A 20,040-nucleotide genomic window follows, 5' to 3' on the forward strand; every position below is an offset into this window, starting at 1 on the left:
GTTATGGTCAAAATGGCGGCTATTGTAGTCAGAAGTATGCGCCAGCGAAACAGTTTTGCGTAGCCTCAGCGGGGATAATGGATCAGAGAGTGAAAATGCACCGGCCTGTCGCTGCTGTTGCGGTAGGCGTGCGGTTTATCGCCGGCAAAACGGACGCCAGAATCGGCATGCACCGTCTGCCACTCGTCGTTGATGTTCATCTCCAGCTCGCCGCTGATGACCACCACATGTTCAATCACGCCTGCCTCATGCGGCGTGGACTCGCTCAGGGCACCCGGTGCCAGCGTGATGGAGAAATGATCGAACCGGAGCGTCTCATCCCAGGGAAAGAGCGGTTTGACCACCATCGCCTGCTGCTGTGAATCAAACACAGCCGGCCTGTCCGCCTCAGGCGTAATGAAAGCGGAAAACGGGACGTTCAGCCCGGTGGCAATTTTCCACAGCGTCGACACCGTCGGGCTGGACTCATTGCGCTCGATTTGCCCGAGCATCGCTTTCGACACGCCCGTTTCGTCCGCCAGCTTCGATAAACTCCAGCCGCGCGCCTGGCGCAGCGTTTTCAGCGTTGCTGCAAGATGTTGTGTAATGTCCATGCTCCCTCCTGATGGCCCTGAGCATACCACTTGTACGCTATAGCGCACAGTGTTACCTTATCGCGGACGTTATAACGCACAGCGGAGTTTCTATGCGCCCAACCTCTCATCTCGTTCCAGTCGTACTGGCTGGCTTTGTCGCCGTTCTGGTCGGTTACGCCAGTTCGGCAGCCATCATCTGGCAGGCCGCCGCGGCGGCAGGCGCCAGCGCGCAGCAGATTGCGGGCTGGATGACCGCGCTGGGGGTTGGGATGGGCGTCAGCACGCTGGCGCTCTCCTGGTGGTATAAAGCTCCGGTGCTGACCGCCTGGTCTACGCCCGGCGCGGCGCTACTCGCCACCAGCCTGCACGGCGTGACGCTGGCCGAGACAATCGGCGTGTTTATCTTCGCCAACGCGCTCATTTTACTCTGCGGCATGACCGGGCTTTTCGCCCGCCTGATGAAGCTGATCCCACACTCACTGGCTGCGGCCATGCTGGCAGGCGTACTCCTGCAGTTTGGGCTGCATGCGTTTGCCCATCTGGACGGGCACTTTCTGCTGTGCGGCAGCATGATTGCCGCGTGGCTGCTGGCGAAAGCGCTGGCACCGCGCTATGCAATCGTCGTTACGCTGCTGGTGGGCGGGATCGTGGCGTGGGCGGGAGGTGACGTTGTCACCGATAAAATCACCATTTCCTTCGTGACACCTGAGTTTATTGCGCCCACGTTCACCTTCACCAGCCTGGTGAGCATCGGCTTGCCCTTCTTCCTGGTGACCATGGCCTCGCAAAATGCGCCCGGTTTCGCGACCATGAAAGCGTCCGGCTATCCGCTGGCGGTCTCACCGCTCATTATTTTTACGGGCGGGCTGGCGCTGCTGCTGTCTCCCTTCGGCGTCTTTTCCATCTGCATAGCCGCCATTACCGCCGCTATCTGTCAAAGCCCGGATGCCCACCCCGATACCGGTAAACGCTGGCTGGCGGCTATCGCCGCGGGCGGGTTTTATCTGCTGGCGGGAGTGTTCGGCGGATCCATCACCGGGATAATGGCTGCGCTGCCGCTCAGCTGGATCCAGACGCTGGCCGGTCTGGCGCTGCTGGGTACCATCAGCGGGAGTTTATATCAGGCGTTGAATCATGAAGCGGAGCGCGACGCGGCTATCGTCACGTTTCTGATGACCGCAAGCGGCGTCACGATCCTGGGCATCGGCTCGGCATTCTGGGGGCTGGTGCTGGGCGGCGTAAGCTATGCCCTGTTTTCACGCGCTCGCCGCGCGCAGCTGTGACGGCGTGATGCCCATGACGCTGCGAAAACGGTTACTGAAGTGGCTGGCGGAGTTAAACCCGCAGGCCAGCGCGATATCCGTCAGCGGCGTCGAGGTATGACGCACCAGGTTTTTCGCTTTTTCCATGCGCCGTTGCATGACGTACTGATGCGGCGCCAGCCCCGTCGACTGGCGGAACATGCGGGCAAAATGGTATTCGCTGAGTGCGGCCTGCGCCGCCAGATCGGCCAGCGTCAGGGGCTGTCCGAGGTTTTCTTCAATAAATGCCAGCACGTTGCGCAGAACAAACGGCGATAGCCCGCCGGTAACGACCGGGAGCTTCCACTGAACGTTGGCGTAGTTTTGCAGCAGGTGGGTCAACAGCAGCGTAGAGGCCGTGCTCAGGGTGAGCTGGTTGGCCTGCTGCTGCCAGTCGCAGCCGAGCAGAAACTGGCGGTACAGCGCGGTGATCTTCGGGTCGCTGCCAAAAATGCGCTCGTCCAGAGTCAGCGACAGGGGCCGTTTATCCCAGATTTTTTCGCCCACATCGCGCAGGTGTTCATCGGTGCAGTAGAGATGGACAAACGACAGGTCATCGCGGATATCCCACGTCGATTCGCTCTCTTTCGGCATCAGACAGAAACGGTCCGGTCCCCCGCCGTTCTTCCAGCCGCCCGGCGTCTTTTGATAGCTCTCGTAACCGTCGGCGACGTACAGACTAAGGGTATGATGATTGCTTTTAACCGTTATCGTATCGTGCTTGTTGTACCACGCCGCCAGCTGAATGCCGGAATTGAGCGCGACCGTTTCCCGCAGGACCGCATTCTGCTGGCGAAGCGTTTCAAAGGTATCGTAAGCGTGAGACATAACCGTTAGCGCGTTATTGAGTGAACTGTCAGTCTAAGAACTGTTGTCCCCCGTTGCCAGCCCCCGGAAAAGAAAAAAGCGCAAGATTTTGCAAGTCTACCGCAAGCCGGTGAAAGCCCCAGAGCGATGACAGCGCCATACTGCGGGCTTCCGTGGTTTGAGAAGAGAAAAAATATGAACGCGTTATTATACGGACTGGTGGTGATCATCTGGGGAACCACCTGGATTGCCATTTTCCTGCAGCAGGGTCCCGTACCCGCCCCCGTCTCTATTTTCTGGCGTTTCGCGGTGGCCAGCGCCACGATGATGGTGGTGTTACTTGCCCTGCGCCGGTTGCGTAAGCTGGCGCTGCGGGATCATCTGTTCTGCATGCTTCAGGGATGCTGCGTCTTCTGCTTTAACTTCTGGTGTTTTTATACCGCGGCGGCACACATCAACACCGGGCTGGAATCGGTGATCTTCTCCATGGCGGTGCTCTACAACGCCATTAACTGTTTTATTTTCTTTGGACAGCGCCCGCCCGCGCGTTTTTGGACGGCGGCGGCGCTGGGTCTTGTGGGGATCGTGACCCTTTTCTGGGACGACCTGTTGGCCAGCGGCTGGAGCGTATCGCTCCTGACGGGCATTGGCCTTTCCGCCCTCGGCACGTACGGCTTCTCGCTGGGCAATATGATCAGCATGCGCCATCAGCGCAGAGGTCTGGAAACCATGACCACCAACGCCTGGGCTATGCTTTACGGCACGCTGGTGATGGGGTGTATTGCGCTCTTCAGAGGCGACAGTTTTACTCCGGAATGGACGGTCACCTACATGGGCGCGCTGCTCTATCTGGCCCTCTTCGGCTCGGTGATTGCCTTTGGCGCCTACTTCACGCTGGTGGGACGTATCGGCCCCGGGAAAGCGGCCTACAGTACGCTTCTCTTCCCGCTGGTGGCGCTCTCTATCTCAACGGTGTATGAAGGCTACGTCTGGCACATCAACGGTATCGTCGGTTTGCTGCTGATTCTGGGCGGGAATATGGTGATGTTCACGAAACCAGAGACCTGGTTCAGGCGCCTGCGTACGGCGTAAAAAAAACGGCCTGCGCAATGCAGGCCGCTTAACATTATTTCGCTGTTTTATGCACGTCAAACATGGTGGCGTCTGTCGCCATGTCGTCAACAACCTGCTTCAGCGTCGCAAAGGTCATCGGCGTACTTTCGTTATTCAGCTCTTTACCTTCACCTTTACGTACCACCTTCATCACCGGTTTATTGGTGGCCGCGTCGATCAGCTCACCTTCAAAGTAGAGATGGGTATCCATGGTGCGATGGCCGGTAGCCATCTGCGTACCTGCTACCACCAGCGCGACCGGCACCACTTCATAGAACTGCAGGCCTTCTTTCTGCGAACTCACCCCGGTGATAGCACCGCGGAAAATCAGGCTGTGTTTACCCGGCGTGGTCACAATCGGCTTACGGGTACCAATAGCCGTTTTCATTTTGTTATTGGTGTAATCCAGCAGCTCATCAAGGGTTTGTTTCCCGATCTGAGTCGTCGGTTTTGGCGTTGGATAATAGGTGATTGGCGTCCAGATAATGCTGTCATAGTTGGCTTCGTTATAGGAAGGGTCAACCCAACGCAGCGTTGGTTTACCCGTTGCAGACGTCGTCTGCTGCAAGCCGGAATAATCTTTTAAAAAGCCTGAATATTGTTCTGGAGCCGCGACTTTTGAAGAACAGCCCGCCACTGCCAATAAACCAGTAAGCACTGCAACTTTAAAAAAAGTTTGAGTACGCATGATAGTTTTCCATGTAATCTGCAAGTATGCATTTGAAGTTATAGCAAAAGTTCGGTGGGTTTGTTGTGACAAAAAATGACGTTGGGAGCACAAATTGCGAAAAGAGTGCCCGGCAGCGTACCGGGCAGAGAAAATTACTGATTAATATCCACCTGCCAGAACAAATGTTTGCCAAACGGATCGATTTCGTAACCTGTCACCTCTTTGCGCACCGGTTCGAAGATCGTTGAATGCGCAATCATGACCGCCGGCATCTGGTCATGCATGATCTGCTGCGCCTCTTTATACAGCGCCACGCGCTTGTCGCGATCGGTGGTTGATTTTGCCTCCGCGATAATTTTATCAAACGGCTTATAGCACCACTTCGCCGAATTCGAACCGCCGTTGGCCGAGGTGCAGGTAAACAGCGGGCCAAAGAAGTTATCCGGGTCGCCCGTTGCGGTCGTCCAGCCCATCAGGGCAGCCTGATGTTCACCGTCCTTCACGCGCTTGAGATATTCGCCCCATTCGTAGGTGACAATGTTGGTCTGCACCCCCACCTTCGCCCAGTCAGCCTGAATCATCTCCGCCATCCGTCTGGCGTTCGGGTTATAGGGCCGCTGGACGGGCATCGCCCACAGGTCAATACTCATGCCGCCGGCTAAACCGGCCTCTTTCAGCAACGCTTTGGCTTTTTCAGGATCGTAATCGTAATCCTTCAGCTCGCTGTCAGCGCTCCAGACGCCCGGCGGCAGCAGGTTTTTCGCCGCGGTGCCGGTGCCGTGGAACACCGCGTCGATAATGGCCGGTTTGTTGATCGCCATCGCCAGCGCCTGACGGACCTTCACGTTATCCAGCGGCGGCTTTTGGGTATTAAACGCCAGGAAACCGGTATTCAGCCCGGCCTTGCTCATCAGCGTAATATCTTTATTGGCCTTCATACGCGGCAGATCGGCCGGGTTCGGGAACGGCATGACCTGACACTCGTTCTTTTCAATTTTGGCAAAACGTACGGAGGCATCCGGGGTAATGCTGAACACCAGCCTGTCCAGCTTTGATTTCCCCTGCCAGTAGTCGGCAAACGCCGTAAACAGAATGCGAGAATCCTTCTGATACTGCGCCAGCTTAAACGGCCCGGTGCCAATGGGCTGCATATCCACCTTCTCCGGCGTGCCCGCTTTCAACATTGCATCGGCATACTCCGCGGAGAGGATCGAGGCAAAATACCATGCCAGATCCGCAACAAACGGCGCTTCAGGGTGCGCCAGGGTAAAGCGCACCGTGTGGTCATCGACTTTATCAATAGCGGTAATCAGGCTGCCAAACTCCAGGCTTTCGAAGTTGGAATAGCTGCCGTTTGAGACGTTGTGATAAGGATGGTTCACGTCCTTCTGGCGCATAAACGAGAAGATCACGTCATCGGCGTTAAAATCGCGGGTCGGCGTGAAGAATTTATTGCTCTGAAACTTCACCCCTTTACGCAGATGGAAGGTATAAACCTTGCCGTCGTCGCTCACCTCCCAGCGCTCTGCCAGGCTCGGCACCTGCTCCGTGGTGCCGGGTTTGAAATCGACCAGCCGGTTGTAGACCGGCACTGCGCTGGCATCCACGCTGGTGCCCGAGGTGTATAACTGGGGATTAAAGTTTTCCGGTGACCCTTCGGAGCAATACACCAGCGTTTTCGCGGCTACGGTGGAACTGACCGTGAGCGCAGCGAGTGCCAGCGTTAACGTTGTGCGTTTGCTTGTCATCATTTATTCCTGTCTTTTTAATTCGACGGCTAATTAATTCTTTTGCCATTTCATAAATAACATTAAAGTGAAGTGGCAAACACCCGAAAAATAAATAAGGAAGAAAACACTATGGGCTCGCCGCTTTCCAGACAATTAACGCACCGTTTTTTCCGCTATCTTGCAATTACCAGCCAGAGCGATCCGAAAGTGAAAACTCTGCCCTCCACGCCGGGCCAGCACGACATGGCGCGAGAGCTGGCGCAGGAGCTGGCGCAGCTGGGGTTAGACGACATCGTGATTGACGAATTCGCGACCGTGACGGCAGTGAAAAAAGGCAACGTGCCCGGTGCGCCGCGCATCGGCTTTATTACCCACATTGATACGGTAGACGTCGGTTTATCACCGAATATTCATCCGCAAATATTAACGTTTAATGGTGAAGATCTCTGTCTGAATAAGGAAAAAGACATCTGGCTGCGCGTGAACGAGCACCCGGAAATTCTGGCTTATCCGAATGAGGAGATTATTTTCAGCGACGGTACCAGCGTATTGGGCGCAGACAATAAAGCGGCGGTGACGGTGGTAATGACCGTACTGGAAAACCTCACCGCTGAGCATCAGCATGGCGACATTGTGGTCGCGTTTGTGCCCGACGAAGAGATTGGCCTGAACGGCGCCAAGGCGCTGGATCTGAAACGCTTCGACGTGGACTTTGCCTGGACCATTGACTGCTGCGAGCTGGGAGAAATTGTTTACGAGAATTTTAACGCGGCAGCGGCAGAGATCCACTTCACCGGCGTGACGGCGCACCCGATGTCCGCCAAAGGGGTACTGGTGAACCCGTTATTGATGGCGACCGACTTCATCAGCCATTTCGACCGCCAGCAAACCCCGGAGTGCACCGAGGGCCGCGAGGGCTATATCTGGTTTAACGGCATTCAGGCCGGACAGAACGACGCCGTGCTAAAGGCTAATATTCGCGATTTTGATAAAGCCAGCTTTGCCGCCCGCAAGCAGCAGATTGCGGACGTCGCCGCGCTGATTGCCGCCCAACACCCGACGGCGAAGGTCGACTATCGCATTGAAGATACCTACAGCAACATCAGCAATGCGATTGGTGAAGACCGGCGCGCCATCGACCTGATGTTTGAGGCGATGAAATCGCTCGGCATCACCCCAAAACCGATCCCTATGCGCGGCGGCACGGACGGTGCGGCGCTGTCGGCAAAAGGGCTACTCACCCCGAACTTCTTCACCGGCGCGCATAATTTCCACTCGAAGTTTGAGTTCCTGCCGCTGTCGTCGTTCGAGGCGTCTTACAAGACTGCCCTGCAGATCTGCCTGCTGGCCGCCCGTTAAGCGGGCTTGCGCGCCAGCATGGTGGCAAAGCGCAGCTTGATGCGGTTGCCGTTTTCATCGGTGCGGTGCAGTTCGCCAACCTCTTCGTTGTATTTGAGCAGCTCCCAGCCTTCGTAGTAGCTGCTCAGCTCACCGCTTTTGAACGCAAACGGGAAGCCGACGGTGCACGGGTAATCCGCCGTGTCCATCGCGGCAACGATCAGGTTGTAGCCGCCGGGTTTGGTGCAGCGCTGCATGTTGGCGATAAGGCCCGGAATGGTTTTCGCCTCCAGGAACATCAGCACCACGGTGGAAAGAATAAAGTCGTACTCGCCGTCAAAGCTCAGGCTGTTAAGATCTTTGACGGCAGTGTGCAGATTCTCAATCCCTTCTGCCGCCTTGATGCGCTCAATGTTATCAACGCTCATCGGGTTTTTATCCCAGGCGGTCACCTCGTGGCCGTTGGCCGCCAGGTAAAGGCTGTTGCGGCCATTTCCGCAGCCCAGATCCAATGTCTTGCCGGGCTTTACGAACCCCGCGCTGTACAGCACCTCTGAATGCGTACGGGTTAAGCCATATTTCTCTGTGAAGTAATTTTCATCGACAGCCATTATTTTTCCTCAGATTGCATAAGCAGTGCCTTATCAGTGCGCACCAGAAGTTTGCCCTGAATCAGCAGAATAAACGTACGGACCAACAGCATCCCAATGATGAGATTGGTAAAGATAAACAGCGGCACGGCAATGGCGTGGAAGAATCCAGACGAACTGCCGTGACCCAGATGCAGCCCGGTGGTAGCCAGAGCCGACACGCCAAACGAGAAACTCCAGAAGGAGGCGTTAAACGGCTGAGACACATACCACGGCAGCAGGCGCAGCATAAAGAGCAACTGCAACAGGCCGTAGCCGAACAGCATTTTGGCGAAGGTGTCGGCTTCCCCACCGTTGACGCTAAACCAGGCGCTGCACGCCACCAGCGCGGGCGCCAGCTGAATGCCTAAAGCGGTGCGCTGCGCGGTGGGAAGCTCCCCGGCGCTGCGAAGACGCTGGAGGATCACCGGCTCCAGGCTGAGCCAGGAAAAGACGCCCGCGCCGAGAAAAACGAGCCCTGCATCGTTGAACCCCAGAGCACCGCACGCCATCGCGCTGATGAAATTATTCGCCACCGTCGGCAGATACAATCCGGGCGTGGTGGCCTCCTGCGGGTGCCTGCCTCGCCAGAGCCCGGCGCTTTGCCAGGCGGAATAAGCAAGCTGTAACACCACGCCCACGCCTAACAGCGCCAGCGATACCGGGCGGAACCAGGGCACAAAACCGATGGCGACCAGCATGGTGGTGGCCGGAAAAAGGCTGACGAAGCTGCTCATTACCGGATGGCGCATCTCTGCCAGCACGCTGTGCGGGAAACGGATCGCACGGGTAATAAACGCCGTCGTCAGTAAAAACCAGCAGGCAACAGCGAGAGCGACCAGAATCTCACCCGGCCAGCGCGTCACCGGCCACAGGGTGCTGGCGTATCGCCAGGCGAAACCCATGCCGATGATGCCCAGCACCATGCCAAAATAGCCTGCGGGAAGGTTAAGCGCCTGTTCAGGTTTGTTTAATTTATCCATTAATTTGAATTTTTAAAATGTATTTTAAATGCCATTTTAAGGGGTTTCAGCAACGGATGCCAGCACAACGGAAAGCCGAAAGTTTGCTACGTTTAGTGAAGACGCATATCAGGGACCCCACGATGAATAAGTATCGGCTCAGCGATGAAACCCGGCTCTGGCAATGGAAAAATGGCGAAACATCCCACTCTACGACGCTGCGGCAGATTATCGCTACGGTGGACTTTAACGATGTGAAGGCCGGCACGAAAGGCGGCTGGATTGACGATGAGCGTGCCCTTGCGCAGGACGGAGACTGCTGGATCTACGATGAAAACAGCGTGGTATTCGCCGGCGCAACCGTGTCCGGCAACGCGCGCCTGACCCTGCCGTGCACCGTCAGCCATGACGCGCATATCGGCGATAACTGCTGGCTTGACGCCGCAGAGGTCAGCCACGGGGCGCGAATAAGTGACAACGTCACAATTCAGCACTCCTGTGTGCGAGGTGAGTGCCATCTCTACGGCGACGCGCGCGTGCTGCACAACAGCGTTATCATTGCCGCTAAAGGCCTCACGCCGGACCACGACCAGATCCTGCAAATCTACGGCAAGGCGACGGTAAGCCGATCGCGCATTGTGCATCAGGCACAAATATACGGCGAGGCGATGGTGAATAACGCGTTTGTTGAGCACCGCGCCGAAGTGTTCGACTGCGCGATCCTCGAAGGTAACGAACTCAACAACGTCTGGGTGTGCGACTGCGCCAAAGTGTACGGCAACGCCCGCGTAATAGCCGGTTTCGACGATGACGCCATCCCTACCGTGCGCTACAGCTCTCAGATTGCCGAGAACGCCGTGGTGGAAGGAAACTGCATCATCAAGCACCACGTCCTGATCGGCGGTCAGGCATGGCTGCGCGGCGGGCCGATCATGCTGGATGATAAAGTGGTGATTCAGGGACGCGCGCGGATCAGCGGCGACGTGCTGATTGAGCATCGGGTAGAAATCACCGACGATGCGGTGATAGAGGCCTTTGCTGGTGAGAGCATTCACCTGCGCGGTGAAAAGGTGATCAACGGCGACCAGCGCATCACCCGCACGCCGTTGCTGGGAGCGCTATAGGGTATAAATTTTGCCGTAGATGTTCACATCGTCATAGGCGCCATTCAGATATTCCGCTTCCCGCAGGCACCCTTCCAGCGTAAAACCGTTGCGCTGGGCCACGCTGTTGCTGTGCTGATTCGCCACCCGACACTTGATCACAAATCGGCGGATCTCACCGCGCTCAGCGTAGTAGCGCATAAACGCCTGCAGCGACTGCGAGAGGATCCCCTGCCCCTGGTGCGCTTCATCCAGCCAGTAGCCGATGTACGCGGCTTTGTTGGCAGGCTCAATCGCATTAAACGACAGTACGCCGACCAGCGCATCCTCCCTGAAGATCAAAAACATTTTGGCGTAGCCGCGCTGGTGCAGCATCTGGTTACTCTGCACGTTGCGTCGGGTATCGTCCTCGCTGCCCACGTGCTGCGCCCAGTCAAAGGCGGTTTGCAGATAGGCTCCGTTTTTGACGACGAGGTTATGCAGTTCGGCGGTGTAGCGCTCTTCGACGGCGCGAAGCTCGAGAGCGTCAGATACGGGAATAGTTTCGGATTGTGTTGCGGTCATTGCCCCTCACCCTAACCCTCTCCCGGAGGGAGAGGGAATCGATCGTTAACGCATTACCCGGTCATCAACGTAATGACGTTTATCCGGCGCTGGCGGGAAATACTGATACAGCCAGGTTTCGCTGATGGCATCGCCCTGACAGCGCAGGAACAGGCGCATATCCACCGGCTCCGTCGAATCCGACGTTGGGTACCAGTCAAACAGAATGCGATACCCGTCAAACGGCTCAACGTAAAGGATCTCAACCTGCTTCGCTTCACCGCTGGAGAGCGTAATTACCGGCTCGATGCCCTTCGGCGCAGCGGCCTTCAGGTCACCGCCGACGAAATCAATCGCAAAGCGACGGGCCCACACTTTCGGATAGTGTTCGCCCGGCGCCCAGCCCTCCGGGAAGCCGCCCATGCCGGTACGGGTCGCGTAAACGTTGGCCAGCGGGGAACGCACCGGCGGCTGCGCGCTCCAGTAGAGACGATATTTAAAGTCCAGCTCGTCGCCCGCTTTCACCGGTTTTTCCGGCTGCCAGAAGCAGACCACGTTATCCAGCGTTTCACCGGTGGTTGGGATCTCCATCAGCGCGATAGATCCTTTCCCCCAGTTGTTGCGCGGCTCAACCCACAGGCTCGGGCGCTTGTTATACCAGCCCATCACGTCCTGATAGTGGGAGAAATCGCGATCGAGCTGCAGCAGGCCGAACCCTTTCGGGTTTTTGTCCAGATAGGCATTAAACTGCAGCTTCTGCGGGTTATTGAGCGGACGGCAGATCCACTCCCCGTTGCCGCGCCACATTGCCAGGCGGTCGGAGTCGTGGATTTGCGGGTGAATGGTGTCGCACATGCGGCGTTCGTTGTTGCCGCAGCTGAACATGCTGGTCATCGGCGCGATGCCCAGCTGCTTAATGTCCTTACGCGCGTAGAGATGGTTTTCCACCTCCATGATCACCTGGCTCTTCTCGCAGTGGATCACGAATTTATAGGCACCGGTGACGCTCGGGCTGTCCAGCAGCGTATAGACGGTAAAGGTGGTATCGCCAGGCTTGACGGTTTCAAACCAGAAGGAGGTGAAGTCCGGGAACTCTTCCGGGGTGTCGGTAAAGGTATCTACCGCCAGACCGCGCGCGGAAAGCCCGTACTGGTAGGTGTCGTCCACCGCGCGGAAATAGCTCGCCCCGAGGAAAGAGACGATATCGCGGCGCGCCAGCTCAGGCGCTTTAAAGGCGCGGAAGCCCGCAAAGCCGAGATCGCTTTGCCCTTCCAGCTGTTTGGTATCGACATCCGTGTCACCGTAGCTGAACAGCTCAGGGCGGAAGTGGATCTCGCGCGCCATAGAGGTAGACTGGTCCAGCGAGAACATCCGCACGCGGCGGCGGAACCCCATTCCCATATGGAAGAACTGCACGTCCAGCTGACGCCCTTCAATGTTGTTCCACAGAGACTGTTTTTCATCGTAGCGGATGGCGTTATACGCCTGCGGCGTCATGGTCGCCAGCGTCTCCGGCAGCGGACGCGGCGCGCCACCCCACGGGGTTTTCGCCAGGTCATGCGCCATGGATTGCAGTACGGAGAAGTCAAACCGACGGCTCTGACCGTCAGCGATGTCAGAGTCAGCCGCGTATGCCGCTTTGGAAAACAGGGAAGCAAGGCCGGAGGTGCCGCTCAGGGCTGCCACAGCCAGCGAGCCTTTTAGAAAACGTCTGCGATTCATGCCTGGAAAAACGTCCTTATGGTCGTGTGAATGTGTTTCGCGCTCGGCGAAATGACGGCAAGAAAGAACGCACAGCCTAAACAAAAATGGTTAAGAATCCAATTGTTGGCCGGTGATTATATGAACAAAGTGAGAAATATTTTCTGTCGACCAGAACGGCCTGAAAGTGGTGTAAAGAAAGCCTGGAAAATGTGTAGAAAAATGCCCCGTCAGCACATCAGCTGACGGGGCCAATGAGGCGGTTATTTTACGCTGACATCGATACCCGGGAAGTACTTATCAGCGAGTTTGGCGATCGTGCCGTCGGCACGTACTTTATCAATGGCGGCATCAAGCTGCTTTTTGGTGGCCTCGTCACCTTTGCGCAACCCAAAGCCGATCCCACTGCCGAGGATAGTGTCGTCAGACACCGGTTTGCCGATGAAGCCAAACCCTTTTCCCTGCGGCTTGCTGAGGAAACCCGCCTGCCCGGCCGCGGACATGACCAGCGAGGCGTCAATGCGGCCATTCAGCAGGTCGCCCCAGGCCATATTCTGATCTTTATACGACACCACGGTGACACCCTGCTTTTCCCAGTGCTCTTTGGCATAGGTTTCCTGAATAGACCCCTGCAGCACGCCGATGGTTTTCCCCTTCAGCCCTTCAGGCGTTGCTTCGACCGCCGTACCGGCCTTGCCCACCAGCTGAGACGGAATGCGGTAGATCGGCTGGGTAAAATCGATGCTCTTGCGGCGCTGCTCGGTAATGTTCATCGCCGAATTGATGGCGTCAAACTTCTTCGCCACCAGCCCCGGGATCAGCGCGTCAAACGAGGTTTCGACCCAGCTGCACTTCAGCGCTGCCGCTTTGCAGATGGCATTTCCCAGCTCAACGTCAAACCCTTCCAGTTCGCCTGCCGCATTACGGCTTTCAAACGGCGGATATTCCGCTTCCAGACCGTAGCGCAGCTCGGTGGCCGCGAAGGAGGAAAAGGTACACAGCAATCCCATGCCGACAACTAACGCGCGTAATTTCATCTCATACTCCTTAGCGTGGTTTAACCCGACACAGGGCTTGAGCACCTGCCCGTAACGTCGCCTCATCTTTCGCAAAAGAGAGACGAATCAATTTATTATCCGTGCCGTCGGCATAAAACGCCGACAGCGGAATGGTGGCAACACCGTACTCAACAATCAGCCGCTTCACCAGCTCGCTGTCGCGCTCGTCGCTGAACTGGCTGTAGTCCGCCAGCATAAAGAACGACCCGGCGCTCGGCAGCAGGGTAAACGGCGAATCGGCCAGCAGGCCTTGCAGCAGATCGCGCTTACGCTGGTAAAACGCCGACAGGGACAGCCAGGTTTGCGGATCGGTCATGTGTTCTGCAAACGCGTATTGCATTGGCGTATCGGCAGAGAACATCAAAAATTGATGGACTTTACATATCTCGTCCATCAGCTCTGCGGGCGCCACACAATAACCCACGCGCCAGCCGGTGACGTGATAGGTTTTTCCGAAAGAAGAAATAATCACGCTACGCTCCGCCAGCTGCGGGTGCGTGGCCATCCCGTGGTGCGGTTCCCCATCAAACACGACGTGTTCATACACTTCGTCAGACAAAATAATGATGTCGGTATTGCGCGTCAGCGCCGCCAGCTGCTGCAGGTCATTAGCGGAGAAGACCTGGCCGCTCGGGTTGTGCGGCGTATTGATGATGATCATGCGCGTGCGCGGGGTGATTGCCGCACGGACCTCATCCCAGTTGACGGCAAAATCCGGCACCGTGAGCTTGATGGCGACAGGCGTTGCCCCCTGCAGACGAACAATCGGCGCGTAGCTGTCAAACGACGGCTCAAAGTAGATCACCTCATCGCCAGGGTGCACCAGCCCGCTTATCGCCGAATAGAGCCCTTCGCTGGCGCTGGCGGTGACCAGCACCTCGCTGGCAGGGTTATACTGCGTGCCGTAGAGCGCGGCAATCTTATCGGCGATGCGTTCTTTGAGCGGCTGGAGGCCGGTCATCGACGCATACTGGTTATGCCCTGCCTCCATCGCGCGGGTAACGCCGGCGATCAGCTTCGGGTCGCAGGAAAAATTCGGTGCCCCCTGAGAAAGGTTGATGGCGTTATGCTGGGCCGAAAGCTGGCCGATAACGGTAAAAATGGTGGTCCCCACGTCTGGCAGCTTGGAGCGCGTTTGCACCGGCGTTCGTAAAGTCATCCTCTTTCCCTTCTCATGGATATTGCATAACTATTCAAACAACAACTCCGTTGCCGGGACAATCGAATTGTTGTCATAATAGCCATGAGAAAAATGCATAGCTGAGGTGTTTCAATGTCACGCCGTTCGCTCCCGCTCAATGCCATCGACGCATTTTTAGTCACCGCGCGTCATCTGAATCTTACCCACGCCGCCGCGGAACTCTGCCTGACGCAGGGGGCCGTGAGCCGTAAGATTGCCTCCCTTGAAGCCTGGTTTGGCTTTCCGCTGTTTGAGCGCCACGCGCGCGGGTTGCGCCTCTCCCCTCAGGGCAGCGCCCTGCTTCCCGAACTGCAGTCCTCCTTCGAACAACTGCTGAGCGTGGCCGACCAGGCCCGCAGCCAGCACACGGTGATCCGCCTCAAGGCCCCCACCTGCGCGATGCGCTGGCTGGTGCCGCGCCTGCTGGAAGTGGAGCGCGAGCAGCCGGATCTGCAGATCGCGCTCACCACCACGACCGATCATAACGTCAATTTCAAAACCGAATCTTACGATGCCGCCATCGTCTTCGGCACGCACATGAGCGCAGGCGATCTGCTGTTCGAAGAGGCGCTGACGCCGGTATTCAGCCCCGTGCGAGCGGGTGCCACGCTGGGTTCGCTGACGTTTCTTCATCCGACAAGGGATAAGACAGACTGGTCACTGTGGCTGGCGAATCAGGAAGGTCCGGGCTTTGCTATGCACAAAAATCAACACTTCGATACGATGGATCTCGCCATTACCGCCGCCATTCAGGGGCTGGGCGTAGCCATTGCCGACGAAACGCTGGTGGCAGAAGATATCCGCGCCGGAAGGCTAATGCGGCCCTATGAGACCAGCATTAAAACCGGCGCGAGCTACCGGCTGGTGCTGCGCGAAACGCCTTGTCAGGAGAATGGTCTGGCGGCGTTTCGCGCCTGTTTGCTTAATCGAGGCTGACGTGGTGCTTCATTACGCGCTTGAAGAGGCTCATGCGGGCGCGCATAAAGCGGTTTTCAAGCCTGAAACCTGCATGTTTATTCACGCCAATACGTAACAGCACGTCCCGTCCTTTGCGGCAGGCGGGCCAGCGCGTCGGCCCGTGAAGGGTGTCATGCGTTCCGGCATCGCGCGCAAAACTCACCCAGTAATCAGCCACCTGGGCGGCAAACGCCAGATCCCGTTCGTTAACGTACTGGCGCGAAGGCTCCACCTGCCCGAGGGTATCGAACGCGTACGGCACCTCATTGCCGTGCCAGGCACCGTTGATATAGGTGGCGTGTTCCGCTTCGGCCACATAGTCAAACCAGTAGCGCCAGCAAAGCCCGCCGACACGCTGCTGGGCCTGCATCACCACGTAGCCCATAGTGGTGAAGGCCATGTCGCGGCACACCTGCCTGCCGAGCTCCTCGTCGCCCTTCACGCCCGGATAAAGCAGCTTGATGAGCCCCAGCCCGAAGCGGCGCTCCCGGCGAAGCTTCTGGATCTGCCCGGCGAGATCGACACCAAACACCGCCATCACGCTGGCTTCATCGCTGTTGGAGCCAATCATCACCGGCACGGGATGCTGGCGGGCGGCGAAAAAGACGTCCAGCATCGCTTCCGGCAGAACGCAATCCCCAACGATAGGGGCCGGGGCGACGTTCAGCGGCGCGGTCAGCGGCCAGAACGCCTCGGGCGGGATCGCGCGCAGCTGCTCTGCCGTCGCATTTTCCAGCCCGAAGTGGGCGGCCAGCGCTTCCCCTTTTTGCAGGGCCTGCGCGCGCGGCGTGTCCGGCAAGGTGTACCCGCTTTGCACTATCGCCTTATGGAATAGTCCTTTCGCCAACGGCGAGGCCAGCAGCGACAGCACGCTGCGCGCGCCGGCGGATTCACCAAACAGGGTCACGTTATTCGGGTCGCCACCAAACGCGGCAATATTATCCCGCACCCATTCGAGCGCGGCGATCTGGTCCAGCAGGGCAAAATTATGCACCACCCGCTCCTCTTCACCTTCCAGAGCGGGATGGGCGAAGAAGCCGAGATGGCCGAGACGGTAGTTAATCGTGACGACAACCACCCCGCGGGATGCCAGGGCTTTGCCGTTATACGGCGGCAGGCTTCCGGCGCCGATCGTAAACCCACCCCCGTGCAGCCAGACCATGACCGGCAGCGGCCCGGTACGGTCGATAGGGGACCAGACGTTCAGATAGAGGCAGTCTTCAGAAAACTGGCCGGGATCGCCCCCGCCCAGCTCCTGACAATATTCAGTGCTTTGCCAGCTTGAGGGCGAAAAGTCGGTAGCTGCATGCACGCCATCCCAGCGTTCCGGCGGCCGGGGTGAGCGCCAGCGCCAGTCGCCAACGGGCGGTGCGGCATAAGGAATACCGCGCCAGAGGTGAACGTTTTCATCGGTTAAACCAGACAGTGCGCCCTGGCGCGTTTCAACCACAGGGGCGGAAGGATTTTGCATAACGACCTTATTTTTTCCATCACACCCCTGAAGAGTAACGATTTCAGAGCAAACCGCAACGCTGTTTGCTGCGCGTTTCCGCCTCCTCGTAGAGCGTAAATTCGTCATACACCGGGCAGCCGAGCGCGGCTTCAAACGCATTGCGGCTGGCATTCCCGTGGCTGCGCGCCTGGGTTTCATTCCCGAGATTGGACTGGAAAATCCCCGCCGCGCTGACCGGAAGGAAATCTTCGTAAATTATCGGCTGGGCCACCACCCACCCGCGCTCGATCAGCGGCTGCGGGTCATCCCCCGGACGAAACGCGTGACGATGGGCTTCTCCCGCCGGGGTCAGGCGATAGCGAAAATACGCCAGCTCCTGACGGCGCAGGAACATTTCGCTGTCCGGGAAGGCGCTGAAAATCTCCCGCAAATGCAGCTGGTGCGTGAGGTTATCTTTTCCGGTTCCGGCCTGGGCCAGCAGGCTATCGTACAGTTCACGGCCTTTCGGGGTCAGTGCCACGCCGCGCTGTTCAATTTCACCGAAGCGCGCGGTGTGGGTGCCTTTATGTTCCCCGGCGAAAAGCACCGGCTCTTCGAGGGCTTTAAAGCTGGTCTGACGCAGCAGGATCGGCACTTCACTACGCGGCGGCCCTTCGATCAGAATTTTGGGCTCAATCCCGTACTTCGGCATCAGCTCCTGCACACGGTCAATGTCCAGCGTGCGCGGCGTGAGGTGGTTGATATGGCACCCCGGGAAGCAGACCACGTCAGCTATCAGGCGGTGCTCGTTACTCAACGCCAGGTAGGTCTCCTGGTCGACCGTTGCATGACGGTGCCAGCGGAAGGTTTCTAACGCTTCCTGCACAAACTCGTGCGCCTGCGCTTCGGTAAAGTGCCCTTCCGACTCATAGAGGTCAATAAGTTCCAGACAGCGCGGCGTGAAGATGTTCCGCTGAGAGAGAATTTCTGCCGCCCGCTCGCGTAACGCCACGTTTTCAATCAGCTCAAGGCGCAGCAGTGAGGTAAAGATACGAAACGGATTGCGGCACAGCGCCGCATCGTCAACCGGACGAAACGCCGTTGAGTGGACCGGTACCCCCGCCTGAGAAAGATCGTAATAGCTGACCGGGAACATGCCCATGATGGCAAACATACGACGCAGGGTGGAAAGCTCTTGTGCCGTACCGACGCGGATCGCCCCGTGACGCTCCACGTTCAGGCGTGCCAGCTCGTCGGCGTTCGCCAGTTGTTCATGTAATAGTGGATTATTTTCCAGAACCGCCAGGTTTACGTCCGCGACCAGCTCAAGCAAGGTGCCGTACTGCGGAACTTCCTGCTGGTACATCGCCGACATAGCCTGCGAAAAATGTTCCCGAATATCATCAGCCGTGATGGTGTTCGCCATGATGTCATGCCTCCAGTGAATATTACCTGGAGTGTAGAGAAGGCCGTTCCTTCCGGGGGGAAGAATTTCTGATTTGTGATCTTAAGACGCCAGTGGTTAAACCGTGTGCTACCGACCCCTGTCAGGCGCCTCGTCATCTTTTTCCAGGATTTTCCTTATGATTCGTAGCGGCTATTTTTCTAGCCCTAAAGGGGTAATTTTTCCCAAATCACCGCTTACAAATTATTCGTTTTTGCCAAGCCATTATTATTGGCCTCAACCTTCCGATTTTTAAATGAAACTTAGGACTAATCCGAACATTTGTTTACAAGTCCTTCCCACACTTCCATATTTCCAAACCAAGCGAAGCGCAAACGCAGCAATAATTAAATATAACGCAACCGCTATTGGCGAAACGAATTTGACGTATGCCTCACAGCGACTAGAGTTATTACTCGAACGACGAGTGATACGGAATATTTTCGTATCGTACTGACATAACCAATATATGACTATGAGGTTTAATATGGCAGAGCATCGTGGTGGTTCCGGTAATTTCGCTGAAGACCGTGAAAAAGCATCAGAAGCTGGACGTAAAGGCGGCCAGCACAGCGGTGGTAATTTCAAAAACGATCCGCAACGCGCATCTGAAGCGGGTAAGAAAGGGGGACAGAACAGTCACGGCGGAGGCCGTAAATCTGATAACTCCTGATCTTATTTAGTACTCTTTTAATAAAACCTGAGAGCATGCTGCGGGCTGAAAAGCTCGCAGTACCCTTTCCTTATTTTACCGGAGCGTAGTTATTATGAATATGAAAAGTGTTGAGGATGTATTTATTCATCTTCTGTCCGATACCTACAGCGCTGAAAAACAACTTACCCGAGCGTTAAGCAAACTCGCTCGCGCCGCCTCCAGCGAGAAGCTGAGCGCCGCCTTCACCGCGCACCTGGAGGAGACGCAGGGTCAGATTGAACGTATTGACCAGATCGTCGATCAGGAAGACGGTATTAAGCTCAAGCGCATGAAGTGCGTGGCAATGGAAGGCTTAATTGAAGAAGCCAACGAAGTTATCGAAAGTACGGAAAAAAATGAAGTGCGTGATGCCGCGTTAATTGCCGCTGCGCAAAAAGTGGAGCATTACGAAATAGCCAGCTACGGTACCCTTGCGACCCTCGCAGAACAACTGGGCTACAAAAAAGCCGTTAAACTTCTTGCCGAAACGCTGGAAGAAGAGAAAGAGACCGACCTTAAACTCACCGACCTGGCCGTTGGCAATATTAACCAAAAAGCGCAGAAATGACGCGATAAGACAGGTTAAATAAAATGAGCATCAGTCCCAGGACAATTAAACGGTGCCATTTAGCGGCAGCAATAATATGGTTCATTCTCGCTATCCCTTCCGTAATATGGTGGAAGAATAGCGTACTATGGGTCATTATCATCAGCATTTACGCCAATATTGTCGGCCACTTATCTGGCTACAGTGCCGCACGTGCCGATCAGGCTGCTGAAAGTGAGACCAAATAAGCGAACCC

General features: G+C 56.7%; 20 protein-coding genes. 8 read left to right on the forward strand and 12 right to left on the reverse strand.

The annotated features are described in order from the left end of the window. Positions 1 to 65 precede the first annotated feature (65 nt). A complete protein-coding gene (locus HBA26_RS00695) occupies positions 66 to 593 on the reverse strand; it encodes an XRE family transcriptional regulator (RefSeq protein WP_045260498.1) in 528 nt (175 codons plus the stop codon). A gap of 92 nt (positions 594 to 685) precedes the next feature. On the opposite strand from HBA26_RS00695, the gene HBA26_RS00700 reads away from it, so the two are divergent. Further along, positions 686 to 1,858 (forward strand): benzoate/H(+) symporter BenE family transporter, encoded by a 1,173-nt coding sequence (locus HBA26_RS00700; RefSeq protein ID WP_126345561.1) that lies wholly within the window; start codon positions 686 to 688, stop codon positions 1,856 to 1,858. Here the strand turns inward: HBA26_RS00700 and HBA26_RS00705 are convergent. Next, entirely contained in the window at positions 1,832 to 2,704 is an 873-nt protein-coding gene (locus HBA26_RS00705) for a response regulator transcription factor (RefSeq protein WP_126345562.1), read from the reverse strand. The genes HBA26_RS00700 and HBA26_RS00705 overlap by 27 nt on opposite strands. Before the next feature lie 174 nt (positions 2,705 to 2,878). On the opposite strand from HBA26_RS00705, the gene HBA26_RS00710 reads away from it, so the two are divergent. Next, a complete protein-coding gene (locus tag HBA26_RS00710) occupies positions 2,879 to 3,775 on the forward strand; it encodes an EamA family transporter (protein WP_047368533.1) in 897 nt (298 codons plus the stop codon). Between the two features lie 34 nt (positions 3,776 to 3,809). Here the strand turns inward: HBA26_RS00710 and HBA26_RS00715 are convergent, their stop codons facing one another. Both HBA26_RS00715 and HBA26_RS00720 read right to left on the reverse strand, forming a co-directional pair. After that, positions 3,810 to 4,484, reverse strand: coding sequence for a DUF3313 domain-containing protein (locus HBA26_RS00715; protein WP_047368532.1), 675 nt, complete (start codon positions 4,482 to 4,484; stop codon positions 3,810 to 3,812). Between the two features lie 134 nt (positions 4,485 to 4,618). Continuing rightward, on the reverse strand, positions 4,619 to 6,214 hold the full coding sequence (locus HBA26_RS00720) for an ABC transporter substrate-binding protein (protein WP_126345580.1): 1,596 nt from the start codon (positions 6,212 to 6,214) through the stop codon (positions 4,619 to 4,621). A 111-nt stretch (positions 6,215 to 6,325) separates the two neighbouring features. Here HBA26_RS00720 and pepT point away from each other — a divergent pair, with 111 nt between their 5' ends. Next, positions 6,326 to 7,555, forward strand: coding sequence for a peptidase T (pepT, locus tag HBA26_RS00725; protein ID WP_100170311.1), 1,230 nt, complete (start codon positions 6,326 to 6,328; stop codon positions 7,553 to 7,555). Here the strand turns inward: pepT and tehB are convergent. Together tehB and tehA are read right to left on the reverse strand one after the other, a co-directional pair. Beyond that, positions 7,552 to 8,145, reverse strand: coding sequence for a tellurite resistance methyltransferase TehB (gene tehB, locus HBA26_RS00730; RefSeq protein ID WP_049137855.1), 594 nt, complete (start codon positions 8,143 to 8,145; stop codon positions 7,552 to 7,554). The two genes, pepT and tehB, sit on opposite strands and share 4 nt — an antisense overlap. Further along, positions 8,145 to 9,146 (reverse strand): dicarboxylate transporter/tellurite-resistance protein TehA, encoded by a 1,002-nt coding sequence (tehA, locus tag HBA26_RS00735; protein ID WP_126345563.1) that lies wholly within the window; start codon positions 9,144 to 9,146, stop codon positions 8,145 to 8,147. Before tehA ends, tehB begins: the two co-directional genes overlap by 1 nt. A 122-nt stretch (positions 9,147 to 9,268) precedes the next feature. On the opposite strand from tehA, the gene ydcK reads away from it, so the two are divergent. Then, on the forward strand, positions 9,269 to 10,249 hold the full coding sequence (gene ydcK / locus HBA26_RS00740; protein WP_041910038.1) for a YdcK family protein: 981 nt from the start codon (positions 9,269 to 9,271) through the stop codon (positions 10,247 to 10,249). Here the strand turns inward: ydcK and rimL are convergent. The 4 genes from rimL to HBA26_RS00760 form a co-directional block, all read right to left on the reverse strand. Continuing rightward, complete coding sequence (rimL, locus tag HBA26_RS00745) at positions 10,244 to 10,792, reverse strand: 50S ribosomal protein L7/L12-serine acetyltransferase (protein ID WP_126345564.1); 549 nt, start codon at positions 10,790 to 10,792, stop codon at positions 10,244 to 10,246. The genes ydcK and rimL overlap by 6 nt on opposite strands. Before the next feature lie 45 nt (positions 10,793 to 10,837). Continuing rightward, on the reverse strand, positions 10,838 to 12,493 hold the full coding sequence (locus tag HBA26_RS00750; RefSeq protein WP_126345565.1) for a glucan biosynthesis protein: 1,656 nt from the start codon (positions 12,491 to 12,493) through the stop codon (positions 10,838 to 10,840). Between the two features lie 242 nt (positions 12,494 to 12,735). Further along, on the reverse strand, positions 12,736 to 13,509 hold the full coding sequence (locus tag HBA26_RS00755; protein WP_025756391.1) for a transporter substrate-binding domain-containing protein: 774 nt from the start codon (positions 13,507 to 13,509) through the stop codon (positions 12,736 to 12,738). Positions 13,510 to 13,519: 10 nt separating this feature from the next. Continuing rightward, complete coding sequence (locus HBA26_RS00760) at positions 13,520 to 14,689, reverse strand: pyridoxal phosphate-dependent aminotransferase (protein WP_126345566.1); 1,170 nt, start codon at positions 14,687 to 14,689, stop codon at positions 13,520 to 13,522. Positions 14,690 to 14,803: 114 nt separating this feature from the next. Between HBA26_RS00760 and HBA26_RS00765 the strand changes: the two genes are divergently transcribed. Next, positions 14,804 to 15,646 carry a LysR family transcriptional regulator gene (locus HBA26_RS00765; RefSeq protein ID WP_126345567.1) on the forward strand — a complete coding sequence of 281 codons (843 nt, stop codon included), beginning with the start codon at positions 14,804 to 14,806 and terminating at the stop codon, positions 15,644 to 15,646. Here HBA26_RS00765 and HBA26_RS00770 read toward each other — a convergent pair. Together HBA26_RS00770 and HBA26_RS00775 are read right to left on the reverse strand one after the other, a co-directional pair. Next, positions 15,633 to 17,138 carry a carboxylesterase/lipase family protein gene (locus tag HBA26_RS00770; RefSeq protein WP_063438034.1) on the reverse strand — a complete coding sequence of 502 codons (1,506 nt, stop codon included), beginning with the start codon at positions 17,136 to 17,138 and terminating at the stop codon, positions 15,633 to 15,635. The two genes, HBA26_RS00765 and HBA26_RS00770, sit on opposite strands and share 14 nt — an antisense overlap. Positions 17,139 to 17,181: 43 nt before the next feature. Next, positions 17,182 to 18,525 (reverse strand): VOC family protein, encoded by a 1,344-nt coding sequence (locus tag HBA26_RS00775; protein ID WP_126345568.1) that lies wholly within the window; start codon positions 18,523 to 18,525, stop codon positions 17,182 to 17,184. A 505-nt stretch (positions 18,526 to 19,030) separates the two neighbouring features. Between HBA26_RS00775 and HBA26_RS00780 the strand changes: the two genes are divergently transcribed. The 3 genes from HBA26_RS00780 to HBA26_RS00790 all read left to right on the forward strand — a co-directional run bounded on the left by HBA26_RS00780 (position 19,031) and on the right by HBA26_RS00790 (position 20,032). After that, complete coding sequence (locus tag HBA26_RS00780) at positions 19,031 to 19,216, forward strand: general stress protein (RefSeq protein ID WP_004150795.1); 186 nt, start codon at positions 19,031 to 19,033, stop codon at positions 19,214 to 19,216. 94 nt (positions 19,217 to 19,310) lie between these two features. Continuing rightward, positions 19,311 to 19,805, forward strand: coding sequence for a ferritin-like domain-containing protein (locus HBA26_RS00785; RefSeq protein ID WP_128301567.1), 495 nt, complete (start codon positions 19,311 to 19,313; stop codon positions 19,803 to 19,805). Positions 19,806 to 19,828: 23 nt separating this feature from the next. Next, positions 19,829 to 20,032, forward strand: coding sequence for a hypothetical protein (locus HBA26_RS00790; RefSeq protein ID WP_008502273.1), 204 nt, complete (start codon positions 19,829 to 19,831; stop codon positions 20,030 to 20,032). Positions 20,033 to 20,040: the final 8 nt, after the last annotated feature.

Origin of the sequence: Enterobacter sp. 725m/11 (assembly GCF_011683705.1) — a bacterium.
Lineage (GTDB): Bacteria > Pseudomonadota > Gammaproteobacteria > Enterobacterales > Enterobacteriaceae > Enterobacter > Enterobacter bugandensis.

Excerpts from the sequence above, each read along its gene's own strand:
- HBA26_RS00695 (WP_045260498.1), bottom strand. The coding sequence starts at position 593 with ATGGACATTACACAACATCTTGCAGCAACGCTGAAAACGCTGCGCCAG.
- HBA26_RS00700 (WP_126345561.1), top strand. The coding sequence starts at position 686 with ATGCGCCCAACCTCTCATCTCGTTCCAGTCGTACTGGCTGGCTTTGTC.
- HBA26_RS00705 (WP_126345562.1), bottom strand. The coding sequence starts at position 2,704 with ATGTCTCACGCTTACGATACCTTTGAAACGCTTCGCCAGCAGAATGCG.
- HBA26_RS00710 (WP_047368533.1), top strand. The coding sequence starts at position 2,879 with ATGAACGCGTTATTATACGGACTGGTGGTGATCATCTGGGGAACCACC.
- HBA26_RS00715 (WP_047368532.1), bottom strand. The coding sequence starts at position 4,484 with ATGCGTACTCAAACTTTTTTTAAAGTTGCAGTGCTTACTGGTTTATTG.
- HBA26_RS00720 (WP_126345580.1), bottom strand. The coding sequence starts at position 6,214 with ATGACAAGCAAACGCACAACGTTAACGCTGGCACTCGCTGCGCTCACG.
- pepT (WP_100170311.1), top strand. The coding sequence starts at position 6,326 with ATGGGCTCGCCGCTTTCCAGACAATTAACGCACCGTTTTTTCCGCTAT.
- tehB (WP_049137855.1), bottom strand. The coding sequence starts at position 8,145 with ATGGCTGTCGATGAAAATTACTTCACAGAGAAATATGGCTTAACCCGT.
- tehA (WP_126345563.1), bottom strand. The coding sequence starts at position 9,146 with ATGGATAAATTAAACAAACCTGAACAGGCGCTTAACCTTCCCGCAGGC.
- ydcK (WP_041910038.1), top strand. The coding sequence starts at position 9,269 with ATGAATAAGTATCGGCTCAGCGATGAAACCCGGCTCTGGCAATGGAAA.
- rimL (WP_126345564.1), bottom strand. The coding sequence starts at position 10,792 with ATGACCGCAACACAATCCGAAACTATTCCCGTATCTGACGCTCTCGAG.
- HBA26_RS00750 (WP_126345565.1), bottom strand. The coding sequence starts at position 12,493 with ATGAATCGCAGACGTTTTCTAAAAGGCTCGCTGGCTGTGGCAGCCCTG.
- HBA26_RS00755 (WP_025756391.1), bottom strand. The coding sequence starts at position 13,509 with ATGAAATTACGCGCGTTAGTTGTCGGCATGGGATTGCTGTGTACCTTT.
- HBA26_RS00760 (WP_126345566.1), bottom strand. The coding sequence starts at position 14,689 with ATGACTTTACGAACGCCGGTGCAAACGCGCTCCAAGCTGCCAGACGTG.
- HBA26_RS00765 (WP_126345567.1), top strand. The coding sequence starts at position 14,804 with ATGTCACGCCGTTCGCTCCCGCTCAATGCCATCGACGCATTTTTAGTC.
- HBA26_RS00770 (WP_063438034.1), bottom strand. The coding sequence starts at position 17,138 with ATGCAAAATCCTTCCGCCCCTGTGGTTGAAACGCGCCAGGGCGCACTG.
- HBA26_RS00775 (WP_126345568.1), bottom strand. The coding sequence starts at position 18,525 with ATGGCGAACACCATCACGGCTGATGATATTCGGGAACATTTTTCGCAG.
- HBA26_RS00780 (WP_004150795.1), top strand. The coding sequence starts at position 19,031 with ATGGCAGAGCATCGTGGTGGTTCCGGTAATTTCGCTGAAGACCGTGAA.
- HBA26_RS00785 (WP_128301567.1), top strand. The coding sequence starts at position 19,311 with ATGAATATGAAAAGTGTTGAGGATGTATTTATTCATCTTCTGTCCGAT.
- HBA26_RS00790 (WP_008502273.1), top strand. The coding sequence starts at position 19,829 with ATGAGCATCAGTCCCAGGACAATTAAACGGTGCCATTTAGCGGCAGCA.